The organism is Rheinheimera pleomorphica (genome assembly GCF_011634895.1).
In the GTDB taxonomy this organism is placed as follows: Bacteria; Pseudomonadota; Gammaproteobacteria; order Enterobacterales; family Alteromonadaceae; genus Alishewanella; species Alishewanella pleomorphica.
In genome coordinates this window covers 594,083-610,040 of the sequence record NZ_SIRR01000003.1, presented here as the reverse complement: position 1 = coordinate 610,040, position 15,958 = coordinate 594,083, and the positions used below count along the sequence as shown (strand labels likewise).

14 protein-coding genes are annotated in these 15,958 nt (G+C 52.0%); 4 read left to right on the top strand and 10 right to left on the bottom strand.

The window, feature by feature from the left end:
- The first annotated feature begins 43 nt into the window (after positions 1–43).
- Positions 44–1,093 (top strand): S66 peptidase family protein, encoded by a 1,050-nt coding sequence (locus EYB30_RS03940; RefSeq protein WP_166837315.1) that lies wholly within the window; start codon positions 44–46, stop codon positions 1,091–1,093.
- A 253-nt stretch (positions 1,094–1,346) separates the two neighbouring features.
- Here the strand turns inward: EYB30_RS03940 and EYB30_RS03935 are convergent, their stop codons facing one another.
- The 3 genes from EYB30_RS03935 to EYB30_RS03925 all read right to left on the bottom strand — a co-directional run bounded on the left by EYB30_RS03935 (position 1,347) and on the right by EYB30_RS03925 (position 5,180).
- Positions 1,347–2,645 (bottom strand): inosine/guanosine kinase, encoded by a 1,299-nt coding sequence (locus tag EYB30_RS03935; RefSeq protein WP_166837313.1) that lies wholly within the window; start codon positions 2,643–2,645, stop codon positions 1,347–1,349.
- Positions 2,646–2,757: 112 nt separating this feature from the next.
- Positions 2,758–3,534, bottom strand: a complete 777-nt coding sequence (gene yaaA, locus EYB30_RS03930; protein ID WP_166837311.1) for a peroxide stress protein YaaA — start codon at positions 3,532–3,534, stop codon at positions 2,758–2,760.
- A 29-nt stretch (positions 3,535–3,563) separates the two neighbouring features.
- Positions 3,564–5,180: a tetratricopeptide repeat protein gene (locus EYB30_RS03925; protein ID WP_166837309.1), complete on the bottom strand. Its 1,617-nt coding sequence runs from the start codon at positions 5,178–5,180 to the stop codon at positions 3,564–3,566.
- Between the two features lie 206 nt (positions 5,181–5,386).
- Here EYB30_RS03925 and tal point away from each other — a divergent pair, with 206 nt between their 5' ends.
- From tal to EYB30_RS03910, 3 genes are all read left to right on the top strand, one after another.
- Positions 5,387–6,337, top strand: a complete 951-nt coding sequence (tal, locus tag EYB30_RS03920; protein ID WP_166837307.1) for a transaldolase — start codon at positions 5,387–5,389, stop codon at positions 6,335–6,337.
- Positions 6,338–6,363: 26 nt separating this feature from the next.
- The gene (pgi, locus tag EYB30_RS03915; protein ID WP_166837305.1) at positions 6,364–7,989 is read left to right on the top strand and encodes a glucose-6-phosphate isomerase; all 1,626 of its coding nucleotides are present in this window, start codon (positions 6,364–6,366) and stop codon (positions 7,987–7,989) included.
- A gap of 108 nt (positions 7,990–8,097) precedes the next feature.
- Complete coding sequence (locus EYB30_RS03910; protein ID WP_134051760.1) at positions 8,098–8,271, top strand: DUF3545 family protein; 174 nt, start codon at positions 8,098–8,100, stop codon at positions 8,269–8,271.
- Positions 8,272–8,318: 47 nt separating this feature from the next.
- Here EYB30_RS03910 and ung read toward each other — a convergent pair whose 3' ends face one another.
- The 7 genes from ung to EYB30_RS03875 form a co-directional block, all read right to left on the bottom strand.
- Positions 8,319–8,975, bottom strand: coding sequence for a uracil-DNA glycosylase (gene ung / locus EYB30_RS03905; protein ID WP_166837302.1), 657 nt, complete (start codon positions 8,973–8,975; stop codon positions 8,319–8,321).
- The gene (gene thrC / locus EYB30_RS03900; protein WP_166837300.1) at positions 8,975–10,258 is read right to left on the bottom strand and encodes a threonine synthase; all 1,284 of its coding nucleotides are present in this window, start codon (positions 10,256–10,258) and stop codon (positions 8,975–8,977) included. Before thrC ends, ung begins: the two co-directional genes overlap by 1 nt.
- 11 nt (positions 10,259–10,269) lie before the next feature.
- On the bottom strand, positions 10,270–11,238 hold the full coding sequence (gene thrB / locus EYB30_RS03895) for a homoserine kinase (RefSeq protein WP_166837298.1): 969 nt from the start codon (positions 11,236–11,238) through the stop codon (positions 10,270–10,272).
- A 5-nt stretch (positions 11,239–11,243) separates the two neighbouring features.
- Complete coding sequence (gene thrA / locus EYB30_RS03890; RefSeq protein ID WP_166837296.1) at positions 11,244–13,703, bottom strand: bifunctional aspartate kinase/homoserine dehydrogenase I; 2,460 nt, start codon at positions 13,701–13,703, stop codon at positions 11,244–11,246.
- 266 nt (positions 13,704–13,969) lie between these two features.
- The gene (locus EYB30_RS03885; protein WP_166837294.1) at positions 13,970–14,935 is read right to left on the bottom strand and encodes a sensor domain-containing diguanylate cyclase; all 966 of its coding nucleotides are present in this window, start codon (positions 14,933–14,935) and stop codon (positions 13,970–13,972) included.
- Positions 14,935–15,549, bottom strand: coding sequence for a chemotaxis protein (locus EYB30_RS03880; protein ID WP_166837292.1), 615 nt, complete (start codon positions 15,547–15,549; stop codon positions 14,935–14,937). The genes EYB30_RS03885 and EYB30_RS03880 overlap by 1 nt, the downstream gene beginning before the upstream one ends.
- Positions 15,546–15,911: a response regulator gene (locus tag EYB30_RS03875; protein WP_166837290.1), complete on the bottom strand. Its 366-nt coding sequence runs from the start codon at positions 15,909–15,911 to the stop codon at positions 15,546–15,548. The genes EYB30_RS03880 and EYB30_RS03875 overlap by 4 nt, the downstream gene beginning before the upstream one ends.
- Positions 15,912–15,958: the final 47 nt, after the last annotated feature.

Sequence of the window (15,958 nt, the reverse complement as noted above, 5' to 3'; positions counted from 1 at the left end):
CTATTGATAAGCGGAATAAATTATTTCACCGAGGGAGCTGCCGATGGATAAACGTCAATTTATAAAAAGCTGTGCCTTAACTGCCGCCCTGTTACCGTTGACCGGTTGCAGTAGCGTGATGGCCGCACCATCTGCGGCAGGCAAACGCTTGTTACCGCTGGCGCTGAATAAAGGCGATACCGTCGCCCTGGTTAGCCCGTCAAAGGCCACTGATGAAGCGCTGGACTTACAAATTGCGCAGGAAGTGATGCAGGCCTTGGGTTTTAAAGTGAAAACCGGTAAACACCTGGCGGCGCGGCGCGGCCATTTAGCCGGTACTGATGCCGAGCGCGCCAGTGACATTAACGCCATGTTCGCCGATAAAGAGGTTAAAGCCATTATCTGCCTGCGTGGCGGCTCGGGCGCGGCCCGTTTATTGCCACTGCTGGATTACCAGCTGATCCGCAACAACCCTAAGGTACTGCTGGGTTACTCTGACATCACTGCACTGCATAACGCTATTCATGCGCAAACCGGTTTAATCAGCTTTCATGGCCCCAATGGCACCGGCAGCTGGAATAGCTTTAATGCCGATCAATTTCAGCGGCTGTTTTTCGACCGTGAGTTAATGCAGTATCAAAATGTACTGGATGCCAAAGACGAGCTGGTAGCACGACAAAACCGCACCATTACCATTAACGGCGGCAAGGTGCAGGGCGAGCTGATTGGCGGTAATTTAACCGTGCTAACTGCGCTGGCCGGCTCACCTTACCTGCCGGATTTCAGCGGTAAAATTTTGTTTTTAGAAGATGTAGAAGAAGCGCCCTATCGCATAGACCGTATGCTCAGCACGTTAAAACTGATGGGCGCACTGGATAAAATAGCCGGCTTTATTTTTGGTGAATGTACCGCCTGTCGCCCCAGTGGTGGTTACGGTTGGTTAACCATGGATCAGATTTTCGACGACCATATTAAGCCGCTGAATATTCCGGCTTATCGCGGCGCCATGATTGGCCATATTAAACAGCAGTTTATTGTGCCGGTAGGTGGCAAGGTAGAACTGGATGCCGATGCCGGCACTTTCCGACTGCTGGAAAGCGTGTTTCGAAGTTAAAGGTTACCAGTAGAGGGTCCGGATTACTCTAAGCCGACCGTTGCAGGCCAGGATGGCCGAATCGAGCCTACAGGGAAGTATTTACGGCGTGTCGGTGTGAGTAATGCGGATCCTCTTACTACTAAACTTCTAAGCTGGAAATCCCGCTATGCTCGCCACAGCAACTCGCAAGCCATCCATGGCTTGCTCAGACACTCTGTGGCTGCGCTATCGTGACACCAGCTTAGCGCGTTGCGCAGCGTCAGCCCAGCTATTATCTTTCCCAATAAGCCTCTTCCAGGCTGTCTTCACGCTCAGGTAAACCTTTGGATAAACGCGGTGCATTCTGCACCAGAATTTCATAGCTTACCCGGTTAGCGTATTTACAAATTTGCGCAAACGACGAATAGGCTAAATACGGCTGCTCGTGCTTACCAGATAACGGCTGCACCTGCTTGTGGAAATGATTCGCCGCCATATCATGCAAAATAGCCGACAGCGCGCCATCACCGGCACCGTTGGTGTTTTTAATCCGCTCCGGCCCACCTAAATACGGGTCGATATGCGAATACACTTTTAGCGGCTGATCACAGTTGGCACGCAGCATCGGCCGGCTAAACTCGTACTGGTTAAAATCGGCTAAGCTGGCCGACTTAATCGGGTTACTGCTTTCACGTTTAACGCTGTCATCGGTATGGCCGCACAGGTACAAGCCTTCCGGCCCGGCGGTGATCAGCACCATATCGGTATGCTCCAATATGGCTTCGGCCGCTTTTAGCGGATCGGCAAAGCCGGTTAAGGCTTCGGCTTCCAGCTCGTTCATCGCCAGCACATTAACGTAGTCATGAATAGTGCGCAAAATTTGCTCGCGGTTTTCCTCTACCAGATGGCGGGTGCCCAGGCTCATTACTACCGGCACCTGATGTGCTTTGGCATCTTCAAGCGCTTTTAACATCGCTTGCTGAATGGGCTGATCAGTCGCGCGTAGCGGATAAGCACTGACGACAAAGGCCGCGGCACCGGCAATAATATCGGTTGGAATATAGTCCGGGCTAAGCTGGTCCATATCGCTGGGGTCGATAACGAAGGTACGCTCACCATCCGGCGTGATCATAGTAATGCCACGGCCGATATCACCGGCCACGCCCTGCAGGTGGTTCATATCCACCTTTGAGCTGGTATGACAAACATAGTGGTAAGCCGGCGAGCCCAGCGCGATATTAGCTGACATGACGCCCAGCAATACCGATTTATCATCCGCCAGTACCGAATAATTATGAATGGTATTGCCAATAGTGCCGCCGGCAAAATGGTCCGAAATCGCATTGTGCACCACCAGCTCCTGATAAATCAGGTTGGCTTTGCCATGCTCGACCAGATTAGATAAGCCTTTGTGAATATTGTATTTTTCTAAAAACTCATCACTGACGCTGGCGACGACGTCTACGATGGTTTGGTCCAGGCCAACGATATAGGTATCCAGCTCGGGCCGCACTTCAAAGCTTGGCAACTGAGGCTTGGGCTGGGATACCGGAAAATAATGTTTAATTTTACGCAGGCCGGGAAATTTCATCTGTAATACCGCTGTTATGCCGCTACCGGCAAAGAGCGGCATTGTAACAAAAATTCGGCTGAAGGTAATGTCGAATCCATCAGCAGAATAGGCTTATGCTAAGGCAGCGGGCCTATTCTGCGCTATGGCGTAAAAACACCAGCTCATTAACCGATGAATGCTCAGCGCTGAACCGATAGCCCGCCACGTCAAAGTGTTGTAACTGCGCAGCCGTCGTCAGCCGGTGTTGGATAATATAACGCGCCATCAAGCCGCGGGCTTTCTTGGCAAAGAAGCTGATAATTTTATACTGACCGTTTTTAAAATCTTTAAATACCGGCGTAATCACGCGGCCCTGTAACTGTTTTGGCTTAACCGCTTTAAAGTATTCCTGCGACGCCAGATTTACCACCACCTCAGTATTTAACTCAGCGAGTTGCTGGTTTAACAACGGTGTAATGGTGTCCTGCCAAAAGGCATATAAGTCTTTACCCTGCGGGTTTGCCAGCTTGGTGCCCATCTCCAGCCGGTATGGCTGCATTAAGTCCAGCGGCCTGAGCACGCCATACAAGCCACTTAAGATACGCAGGTGTTGCTGGGCAAAAGCGATATCGTCGTCGCTTAAACTTAACGCATCCAGCCCCTGATACACATCGCCATTAAAAGCAAACAATGCTGCTTTGGCATTTTGCTCGGTAAACGGCAGCTGCCACTGGGCAAAGCGGGCGGCATTGAGCCCGGCCAGTTTATCGCTGATATGCATTAGGCTGGATAAATCCGCCGGCGTCAGGGTTTTACAAATATCGGCTAATTGCTGGCTGTGGCTCAGTAACGCGGGTTGGCTAACAGCGATATTTTTGTGCAGCGGTTGATAATCCAGATCTTTAGCCGGCGATACAAGCAATAACATAACGAATTCTCTTAAATAACAATACAGGTTTAATCCAGGTACAACGCCGGTAATGCGGGCAGCAACTGCGCCAGACGTTGCTGGTTAGCGGCTGTTTTGCTGCTGAACTCCAGCGCCGTCAGCGCAGATTTTGCCAACGGCAGTAAACTTTTACTCGCCGGCAACTGACTTAACGCCTGAAGCATATTCAATACCAGCGCGGCATTGCAGGGCATAAACATAAATGCCTGGCGTAACAGTAACAGCGCCTGCTCAGCATTACCGCCTTGTGCCTGCGCCATGCCTTGCTGATTCCACGCTGGAATCTGCTCACGCAGTTGCAACTCTTGCTGTAACAGAAACTGCGCCGTTAAACGCTGACAACAGCCAGCCAGATCAGCGGTAACAGGGCTAAAAGCTTTAAGCCGCGCCAGACACGCATCTGCTGCTTTTACATCGCCCAGGGCAAAGGTTAAACGCGCATAATCAAGCAACAGCTCGGGCTCAGTGGCCTCGGTAAGCGCCGACAACAAGCCGCACTGCTGTTTTGCATCAGCAATATTGCCCTGCAGTACACTAATACGGGCACGCAGCACCGCCTGAGCGGCTTCAGTATGCTCGTTACTTAGCTTTTGCGGCATAGCGGCTAGCGCTTCTGCCGCCTTTTTCAGTAAGCCGGCAAATTCAGCCTGGGCGGCGCGCTGCGCCTGCTCCAGCAAGAGACGACATAGCGAAAAATAGTACTCTGCGCGGTCAAAACCGGAAAAACGATATTGCTGGATCAGCTTTTGCCAGTACTTTACTGCCGCATCAGGCTGGCCTTGCAATAATAACATGCAGGCGCTGGCGTAATGTGCTGTGATATGGCTACTTTGCAGCCGTAATAATTCGTTCAGCTGCTTTGCCGCGGCGTCAAACCGGCCCTGACGCATATAAACACAGGCCAGCCATTGCAAGGCTTCAGGGCGGATATCGTCTTGCTCCAATAACGACAGTAACTGTGTTTCGGCCATCTGGTATTCGGCCAATTGCAGTTCGGCCACCGCTTTGCCCAGCTGCGCCCAGCTAAAATCACGCTGCTGCGTTACCTGCTCGTACAGCTTTAATGCCGCAGCATAGCTGCCCTCAGCCAGTAATACCTCAGCCATAATGCGCAGCGCCTGTAACGAGGTAGCATTGACGGCATTGATCAGTTGGTCCAGCTCGAGCTGCGCCGCTTTATAATCCTGTTGCCGCAGCGCCTGATACACCTTGCGCAGCTTGCTGCGGTTATTCCAGGCTTTGGCCAGGCGTTTCTCCAGCTCCAGATAAGAAAAGGGTTTTAAAATAAAGCCATCCGGAGCGCCCTTTAGCACCCCTAACACCGGTAAACGCCGGGGTTCGGCACTCATCAGAATAAAGCAGCAGCCCACCCGCAACAGCGCTTGCTGGCTTAATTCGGTAAAAAACTGCAACGCATCCTGGCCCGGCCCTAAGTCAAAATCGGCCAGGATAAAATCGAAACCGTCCGCTTTTGCCAACGGCATAGCCTGCACTGCATCAGTAACAGTGGTAATATCTTCGAAACCTATCTGCTGTAGCATACCTTTAATAGAGGCGCGTACCGGCTCGCAGTCTTCGATTAACAGCAGTTTTTTACTTTTATAGAAGCTGGTTTGAAAGATCATCGCGATCCTGTGCTAACTTACTCTAAATACTCAGGCTGAACCTCATGCTCAGCAGATACCGGCAATATAGTAACTTACTTTGCGCCTGCATTGCTATGTATGACAGGTTTTCCACAACGTGCAGGTATGTTGTAATATTCCTACATAAATTGCATATTAAACGCTACATCACTAGAATGTGATCAAAAATACGGTAATAAAACAATATGAGCGACTTACTTAGCCAACTGAAAGCCGTCACCACTGTCGTGGTAGACAGCGGCGATCTGACCGCCATTGAGCAGTTCAGACCGGTAGATGCCACCACTAATCCCAGCCTGTTGCTAAACGCCAGTCAACTGGCGTTTGCCAAACCGATGCTGGATGGCGCCATTACCTATGCCAAAAACAAAACCAGCGACAGCGCTGAGCAACTGAGCCTGGCATCGGATAAATTTGCCGTCGATGTTGGCACGGCTATCAGTAAATTGGTGCCGGGCCGGGTATCGACTGAAGTAGACGCCCGGCTGTCATTTGATACCGCGGCTACGGTGGCTAAAGCGCAACAACTGGTAACCCTGTATCAGGAAAACGGAGTCAGCACCGAGCGCATTCTGATTAAAATTGCCTCAACCTGGGAAGGCATACAGGCTGCACGGCAACTGGAACAGCAAGGTATTCAGTGCAACCTGACATTGCTGTTTCATATGGCGCAGGCCCGCGCCTGTGCCGAAGCCGGTGTGTACTTAATTTCACCTTTTGTCGGCCGTATTCTGGATTGGTATAAAGCCAGCACCGGCCAGGAGTATACGGCAGAAACTGATCCCGGCGTACTGTCGGTGCGCGAGATTTACCGCTTTTACAAGCAGCATGGCTTTAACACTGTGGTAATGGGCGCCAGTTTCCGTAATACCGGCGAAGTGCTGGCACTGGCCGGTTGTGACCGTTTAACCATCAGTCCGGCCTTGCTGTCTGAACTAAGCCAGATGCAGGGTGAATTAACCCGTCACTTAACCGATACCGGCGCCACCACTGCCGCGCCTGAGCAGCTAAGCGAAAGCCAGTTCCGCTGGGCATTAAATGAAGATGCAATGGCTACCGAAAAGCTGGCAGAAGGTATTCGTAAGTTTGCTATCGATCAACGTAAGCTGGAGCAACTGATCCAGCAGGCTTTTTAATTTATTACCAAATCAAGGAGTAGAGTATGTCAGCTTCCGCCCTCTCGGGCCTGGCCGCACTGGCCAAACAGCAGGGTTCTTTGCGTCAGGCTTTTGCTGAGGATCCCAGGCGTGCCAGCCGTTATCGTAGCAGCGCCTGCGGCATTACGCTGGACTACTCGAAAAACCTGATTGACGAGCAAAGCTGGCAGGCATTGCAGCGGCTGGCGGCGCAAAGCCCGCTTAATGCCTGCCTGCAGGCAATGCTGGCCGGTGACAAAATTAATAACACCGAACAGCGCAGCGTCTGGCATATGATGTTGCGTAAAACGGATGTCAGCGGCCTGACGTTAGACGGTGAAGATATTGGTGCAGCGATCAATGCTTGCCGGGCTAAAATGACAGCGCTGGTCACGCAGTTACATCAGGGTGAATATAAAGGTTACACTGGCAAAGCGATTACCGATTTGATCTGGATTGGCATTGGTGGTTCGCTGTTAGGCCCGCAAATGGCGGTAGAGGCATTAACGCCCTATCACTGCAGCCCGGTAAAACTGCATTTTGCCGGTAATATCGACGGCGCCGTGGTGTCTGATCTGGTGAAAAACCTGGACCCGGCCACCACTTTAGTATTTGTTGCCTCTAAATCATTTGGTACCGAAGAAACCAAACAAAATGCGCTAGCAGTACGACAGTGGTTTACTGACAACGGCGCAGACAGCAGCGCAATTGCGCAACATTTTTGGGCCACCTCATCGAATATTCACGCCGCAGCAGACTTTGGCATAGTCGCGGATCATATCTTACCGATGTGGGACTGGGTTGGCGGCCGCTATTCGCTGTGGTCGGCTATTGGTTTGCCGGTTGCCCTGATGATTGGTAATGAACAGTTTAGCCAGTTGCTGCAGGGCGCTGAAGCGATGGATCAGCATTTTATTAATAGCCGTTTCGAAGACAACATGCCGCTAACGCTGGCACTGCTCGGCATTTGGTATATCAATGGCTTTGGCTGTCAGGCCCAGGCATTGCTGCCTTATAGCCACTACTTACGCCTGTTGCCCTCGTACGTTCAACAGCTGGATATGGAGTCTAACGGCAAAAGTGTTGATAGTAATGGCCAGCCGCTGACAGAGGCTAGCGCACCGGTCATTTGGGGCGATGCCGGTACCAATGGCCAGCATGCATACCATCAATTGTTGCACCAAAGCGCCTTGGCTGTACCGGCCGATTTTATTCTGCCATTGCAAGCAGCACATCACTTAACGGATCATCATCAGCGTTTAGCCGCGCATTGCTTTGCGCAAACGCAGGCGCTGATGCAGGGTAAAACCTTGCAGGAAGCCACTGATGAATGTCTGGCGGCGGGTATGTCAGCCGAACAAGCCGCAGCACTGGCGCCACACAAGGTATCGCCGGGTAATAAACCCAGCAATACGTTATTGCTGCCAGAGCTATCACCGTTTTATTTAGGCGCGTTAATCGCACTGTATGAACACAAGGTGTTTTGTCAGGGGGTGATCTGGGGCTTAAATTCGTTTGATCAGTGGGGCGTAGAGCTGGGTAAACAGCTGTCAGGCCCGATTTATCAGGCCCTGGCCGGAGGTGAAGCGCGCGCACTGGATAGCTCAACCCAGGCTTTAATACAGGCGTTTTTACAGCAAAAAAAGGGTTAAATAGCTCCGACCTGTCATAGCATTGTCACTTAGTTGTTTTATTTTCAGACAAAGTGTGGTAAATCCTTTGTTGAAAATAACAACAACAACACTCAGAGAGGCAATATTATGGAAAGCTTCGAAGACTTACTGAATATGTTGGAACGCCCTGCTGCCAAACCCCGGGCAGTAAAGCGTAAGTGGCGCGAAATAGAACAGTTAAAGGAGCGCCAGCGCCTGAAAAAAGAGCTGAGCGACATCGACTGGACCATAGAGCCGGAACTGGCTGATATCGAATTGTAACAAAACGCCCGCTGGCAACAGCGGGCGTTTTTTGCATCTGGTCTGTGCTATAACTGCCAGTTAATCGGGGTTTTGCCCTGACTAACCAGCAGTTCGTTGGCCTGTTTAAAGTGACCACAACCAAGAAAGCCGCGATGAGCAGACAGCGGTGATGGGTGTGGCGCCTGCAGCACAAAGTGGCGTTGCCTGTCTATCAGGCGGCCCTTTTTCTGTGCATGCGAGCCCCACAGCAAAAACACGATACCGCTGCACTGGGTATTAATTTGTGCAATCACCTGATCGGTAAAACGCTCCCAGCCCAGATGCCGGTGCGAATTTGCCTGAGTAGCGACCACCGTCAGTACGGTGTTTAGCAGCAACACACCCTGCTGCGCCCAGCTTTCCAGACAGCCGTGCGACGGGATCTGAAACTCCGGGTATTCCAGCGCCAGCTCTTTGTACATATTTTGCAGCGATGGCGGTATGCGCACGCCCTTACGCACCGAGAACGCCAGACCATGTGCCTGATTCGGCCCATGGTAAGGGTCTTGCCCTAGCAACACCACTTTCAGGTTATCCAGCGTGGTCAGTTTAAACGCATTAAATACATCGGCCTCTGGTGGGTAAATGACCTGACCGGCCAGCCGTGCCTGCTTTACCTGCTCTAAAGTGTCGACAAAGTACGGCTGGCTTTTCTCCTGCCCCAACAGCTGCTGCCACGACATCAGGCTTGTTCCAGCTTTAACAGCGCTTGCTGCAATACGGCAAAGTCGGCCGGGATATCCTGGCTCAGCCCTTGCTCAGCCGCGCAGCGCGCCAGCGCTTCCGGTAACGCCAGTGGTGTACCAAGAATATTCTCAACCTGCTCTTTAAACTTGGCCGGATGGGCCGTGCCAAGGAAAATACCATATTCCCCCTGATGCAAGCTGCGCTTTAATGCTTTATACGCCACCGCCGCATGCGGCTCACTTAAATAGCCCAGTTGTGACAACTGCCGCACGCCCAGCACGGTATCATCCTCATCCACCATGACGGCCTCAATGTCATCACGGCTTATCACGCCCTGCTTCAGCAGCGCTTCAACCCGCGGCCAGTTATTGGGGGCGGCCACATCCATGGCATTAGACAAGGTTGCCACTGTCGTTTTCGGCTGCCATTGGCCACTGCGCCAATAACGCGGTACCGTATCGTTGCTGTTGGTCGCCGCCACCATGCGCTTTATCGGCAACCCCAGTGCTTTAGCAATTAAGCCGGCGGTGAGGTTACCAAAGTTACCACTGGGCACGGCGATCACCACCTCGTGACGCTTGTCGGCCGGCACCTGCGCTACCGCTTCGAAGTAGTAGCAGATCTGTGCAAATAAACGGCTGATATTAATTGAATTAGCCGAGTTGATACTGAGCTTTTCTACCAGTTCTTTCTGATCAAATACTTGTTTGACCAATGCCTGACACTGATCAAAATCGCCGTCGACTGCCAGCGTAGTAATGTTGTCACCCAGGGTTGTGAACAATTTTTCCTGCAACGGGCTGATTTTGCCCTTAGGAAACAGGATCACGACCTGTACACCGGGCTGACGGTAAAACGCATGGGCAACTGCAGCACCGGTATCGCCTGAGGTAGCGGTAACAATAGTGGTTTTGCTACCGGCTTGCGCTTTAGCCAGCGCCTGCGCCATAAAGCGGCCACCAAAGTCTTTAAAGGCCAGTGTCGGGCCATGAAATAACTCCAGGCAGGCGATATCATCAGCCACACTCACCAGCGGCGCCGGAAAAGTAAAAGCCTTGCTGACCATGGCATCAACGTCAGCGGCGCTTAGCTCATCGCCAAGCAGTGCCTGCAAAATCAAACTGCTACGCTCAACCAGCCCCAGCTGTAATAGCGCATCGATATCCAGTTTCGGCCAGCTGGTTGGAAAGAATAAGCCTTGTTCACGGCCCAGCCCCTGGCGTACGGCCTGTAAAAAACTTACCTGCTCTTGTGGTACTTTGATATTAGTTAACAGCATCTGTTGTATTCCTACAGCGCCCGGGCGCCAGCTAATGACAAGCGACATATTTGCGTGGTCGCGTCCTGATTTTTCTCATAATGCCGCGATAAGTAGTCAGCGGCAAGTTGGGCCTGTGCCTCACTGGCACAAAGGGCAAACAAGGTGGGGCCGGCACCGGAGATACCCAGATGCAGGATCCCCTGCTCGCTTAACGCTGCCCGTATGGCTGGCAGTTCTGGCAACAAAGCGGTGCGCGGTTGTTCGGCAATCAGATCCTGCAAAGCACTGACAGCCTCAGCTTCGTCTGCGGTATACAGTGCGCTGACAAAACGGCTTAGCATGCCGGCAAAGGCAATGCTGTGCGCCAGCGTCAGTTGCTGCGGTAATACCGCACGGGCCGCTTTAGTAGACAACACCGTACCCGGATAACTGAGCACCACACGCCAATGTTCGAACCAGGGCAGGCTACGGCAAATATGCGGGCTTTGTGGCAGCATCAATTGAAGGCCGCCCAAATAAGACGGCGCGACATTATCAAAATGCACGCTACCACTCACACCGCCTTCGGCCTCGGCCATCAGCCGGAGTAGCTCAGCTTCAGATAACGGCCGGCCAAAATAATCATTAAAGGCGTAACACGCCACAACGATAGAGCAGGCGCTGGAACCCAGGCCGCTGCCCACCGGCAGGTTCTTGTGTAAACGCAGCGCTAAGCGTGGCAAGCGCCGGCCCAGTTTCTGTTCAAAGGCATAAAAGCAGCTCAGTACCAGATTGTCGTTGCTATTCTGCGGTAACTGATGCAGATAGCGGCCAACAATGTCCAGGCTAAGCGTCTCAGCTTCACCGAGGATATCCAGCACATCGCCAAATAAGGCGCCGTTTACCGGCTCAAACGCCGCGCCCAGTAAATCAAAGCCGACTGAGACATTGCCGGTGGACGCCGGCGCATAATAGCGTTTCAGATAATCTTGCTGGGTTAATTCAGAGAGAGATTGCATGATAATTACACCTGTTGCTGCCAGCCAAGGGTGCGCATAATGTCACTGAATACCCCGGCTGATGTGACCGCCGCCCCGGCACCATAACCACGCAGCACAAAGGGGATCGGCTGGTAATAGCGGGTATGAATAGCCAGCGCATTTTCGCCGTCTTTTACCTTTGCCAGCGGATGGCCGTTATCCAGTGCCTTTATCGCCACTTTACATTTACCGCCATGAATTTCGCCAATATACCTAAGCACTTTACCTTCAGCTTTAGCGGCCGCAACCCGCTTGGCAAAAGCCGCATCCAGCTGTGGCAGCTGAGCCATAAACGCATCTGTGCTGGCGCCCTCAGCAAAGTCTGCCGGCAGCACCGATTCTACCTCAACATCGCTAAGCTCCAGTGTCATACCGGCTTCACGCGCCAGAATTAACAACTTACGCGCCACATCCATACCAGACAAATCATCCCGCGGATCGGGCTCGGTAAAGCCCAGCGCTTTCGCTTTTTTCGTCACCTGAGATAACGGTACGCCCTGCTCCAACTCACCGAACATATAGGATAAGGAGCCAGATAAAATGCCTTCAAACGCCAGCAGTTCATCACCGGCATTCAGTAAGCCCTGCAAGGTATCGATAACCGGTAAACCCGCGCCCACGGTGGTTTCATATAAAAAGCGCCGCCGGTTCTGCTGTGCTAATTGCCTTAGCTGCTGATAGTAAGCCAAAGACGCGGTATTGGCTTTCTTATTTGGTGTCACAACATGAAAACCTGCAGCAAGAAAGTCCGCATACTGCGCGGCTACCTGCTCAGAGCTTGTGCAATCGACCAGCACTGGATTCGTCAGGTGCTGCTGCTGCACAAACTGGCTAAGCAGCTCAACCGAGAAAGGCGTTTTGGCTTGCGCCAGTAACGTCTGCCACTGCGCCAAATCAATACCATCGCCGTTAAGTAAGGTGGCTTTGCTATTAGCAATGCCATACACATTAAGTTTAACGTGCCGGCTATGCAAAAACGCCTGCTGACGCTGAATTTGCGCCAACAGCTCACTGCCGACCACGCCACAGCCCACCAAAAACACATCAATACTGGGCAAATGGCTAAAGAAATTTTCATGACATACTTTGACGGCATTTTTACAGGCGCCCTGCTCTATCACCGCAGAGATAGAGCGCTCACTGCTGTCCTGGGCAATGGCCACCACGTTTACCCGTGCCTGAGCTAAAGACGCAAAGAATTTTGCCGCGACACCGCGGTGCTGGCGCATGCCGTCACCCACCAGGCTGACAATGGCCATATCCGATAAAATGCTCAGCTCACGCAGTAAACCGGTTTGCAGCTCCAGTTCAAACTCTTGCTGCAGCGCTTTTTTCGCCGCGGCCAGATGCAATTGCGGCACGCAAAAACTGATACTGAATTCAGACGAAGATTGCGTAATTAAGCTGACCGAAATCTGCGCTCTGGCCATAGAAGCAAACACCCGGCTGGCCATACCCACCACGCCCTTTAACCCCGGCCCCGACACCGTGACAAGCGCCAGATGTTCTAAACTGGAAATGCCTTTAACTAGGGCATCACCTTCACCGTTATTATCAATACAGGTGCCGGGTGCTGCCGGGTTTAGCGTGTTTTTGATGTAACAGGGAATATTGTAACGCGCCAGCGGGCCTATGGTTTTCGGATGCAATACCTTAGCGCCAAAGTACGACAGTTCCATCGCTTCATCGTATGATAAGCGGTCAATTAGTTTGGCATTTTTCACCTGGCGTGGGTCCGCGCTGTATACCCCATCAACATCGGTCCAGATCTCGCAAGCCGCCGCCAGGATACTGGCAGCCACAATGGCCCCGGAGTAGTCAGAGCCATTACGGCCCAGCAAACAGGTTTCGCCCTGCGCATTGCTGGAGACAAAACCAGCAATCACATAGACCTGAGCAGTCTGGCTGGCAATGGCCTGTGGCAAGGTTTGCTCGCAAGCGGCAATATCTGCGCTGGCGTTTAAGTAGTCGCCACTGCTTTTCACCAGGCTGACCGCATCCAGCGCTACAGTGGGTATGTGTTTAGCCTGCAACAGCGCCGTCATCAGCGCCACGCTAAACTGCTCGCCCAGGCCAAGGATTTGCGCCTTTATATGGTCAGGGCAATGCCGTAATAACTTAATACCGGTGAGCTGCGCTTGTAATTGCGCTAACTGCGTCTGCGTTACCTGTTGCAGCGTATCAAGCTGTACGCCGGGGAACGCACTGGCAGCCTCATCTGCCAACGCCTGATAACGTGTAGCTAACTGCGCCAGCAGCGCACTGAAGTCTGAGCCCAGATAGGCTAAATCGGTCAGCTCAACCAGGGTATTGGTTACGCCCTGCGGCGCTGATAACACCAGACAAATACTATCGTTGGCCGTCAGTTGTTGCACTATACGGGCAACACCGGCAAAACGGTCAACGGACGCCAGCGACGAACCGCCAAATTTGAGCACCCTCATGTTAAAACTCCTTGCGCATTAATTACTGTAATGATCAGTTATCGCGACTCTTAGTTAACGTTGCAGCAGTGCTGCATAACAGCACCAAAAAAAAGACCCGTGACGGTTGAGGTCACGGGTCTTTTTTACAGACAACACACCGCCGACCTCCTACCCCGAAGGGTTGGTGGTAATAATAATGGTGGTGAGTACAGTTGTTTTTATTTTCATGCGGACACTATGCACAGACTTATAGACGTCTGTCAACGGCTAATTTTACTACTGCCTTACTTTACCTTTTTCAGGTATTCATTATTCACAGCCCGCCAGGCGACAGCCTGATTACGGCCCTGACGTTTGGCGGTGTACAGGGCCTCATCAGCTTGTTGGATTAACGCATCCGTGCTCTGACCGGCAGTAAAAGCGGCCACACCAAGGCTAACACTGGCCCGGATTGTTTGCTGCTCATAATGCATTGGCTGGCCAGCAACAGCGGTACAGATCCGCTGGGCAACCTGCATAGCACCGGTTAAATCGGTCTCGGGTAAAATAACGCCGAATTCTTCACCACCATAACGCCCCAATAAATCAGTATCACGCAATAAGGTCGTTACCCGGGCGCATAATGCAACCAATACCGCATCGCCCCCCAAATGGCCGTAACGGTCATTAAGCTGCTTAAACTTGTCTAAATCAAACATTAATAACGATAGAGGGTGTTGATAACGCTCTGCACGCTGAATTTCGTAACTCAGCTGTTGCTGCCAGTAACTGCGGTTTAATACGCCGGTAAGGCCATCGGTACGGTTGGCCAGTTGCAACCGGGCGACACTTTGTTGCAACTGTTGCTGATAAACATAAGCATCAGTGGCATCTTCTATTAACAGGCAAATATAGCGTGAAACGCCATCTGGTGCCGTCAGCGGTAACATGCTGCAATTTTGCGCCATATACTGGCTATCACTGCTCAGCGGCCGTAAATGCGGTAACTTAAAAATATACTGGCGCTGCTCCCAGCTACTAAATGCCGGTACCTGTAAAGCCAGCACGCCCTGCAATTTGCGTTGCAACCAGGCCTGTGGCACATCGGTAAATACATCAAACAGGCTTTTACCCTGTACATCTTCCGGCTGCACGTCAGCGCGCCGGGCAATAAACTGATTAATAAACACCAACCTAAGCTCAGCGTCTAACACCAATACGCCGCTGTTCAGCTGGCTGAGTAACGGTTGTAATAGCCAGTCGAGCTGCATCAGAAACTGGCCAGGATCTGGTCTAACATCTGACGCAGGCGCAATACTGCTTCACCGGGGATCAGTAAAATCATATCGCAATGAAAGCTGTAATCGGTCAGTTGATAGCGAATATCAACCTGCAAAGCCAGTTGCCATTGCTGTGCCGTGGCGGCGAGCTTGTCAGCAAAATGCTGATCACGGCTGGATAAAATACGCGGCGCTGCATAAGAAAAACTGTTGTCCAGCTGCTCTGCCAGGCCGTTAAGAAAGGTTGTCGTCAGCACTGAGCTGATATCGGTCAGCATTTCCGCTTCGGAGCTGTCATCATCGCTGTACTCCAGCAGCCGGGCCAGAACATCCACATTGGCCAGCTGATACAGCATGATCGCCTCGCCACGCAGGCCCTGATCACCAAAGAAGCCCATACTAATCAGGCTGACGCTTTGCTGTTGATAACGCTGGGCAAAATGCTGTGGTAATTGCTGGGTATCTACCAGCTTTATTGCCGGTACCTGCAAATGCACCATGGTTGCCAGATAACGTGCCAGCTTGTCACTGGCCTGGCCCATAGCGACATTGACCAGCTCTTGCAGGCAGTCGCGTTGTTCTTCCGTGAAATGAAGGGCTGTCATATCAAACCGTACTTGTGCAACACCGCCGCCAGCTTATCGGCACTGGCCGGTTTTTGAATAAAGGCCAGCGCCCCCAGCTCCATTACCCGCTGTTGCATTTGCGGCTGAATATCAGCAGAGACAACAATCACCAGACAATCCAGCGCCTGAGCCTTAATCGCCTCCAGCACGCCAACGCCGTCCAGCTCTGGCATGGTAAGGTCAAGAAACACCAGACCAATGTCTTGCGTTTGCAACACCGTCAGAGCTTCAAGCCCGTTGCTGGCGGTAACGATAGTGGCATCAAAGTCTGCCGGTAAAGATTTCTTCAGCTGGTTGCGCGCCAGCAAAGAGTCATCGCATATTAAAACGTTCAAAGCCATGTACTGCAGCCTGTTTTGTTATAGTGGTAAGGGCTAAAGTCGGTTAA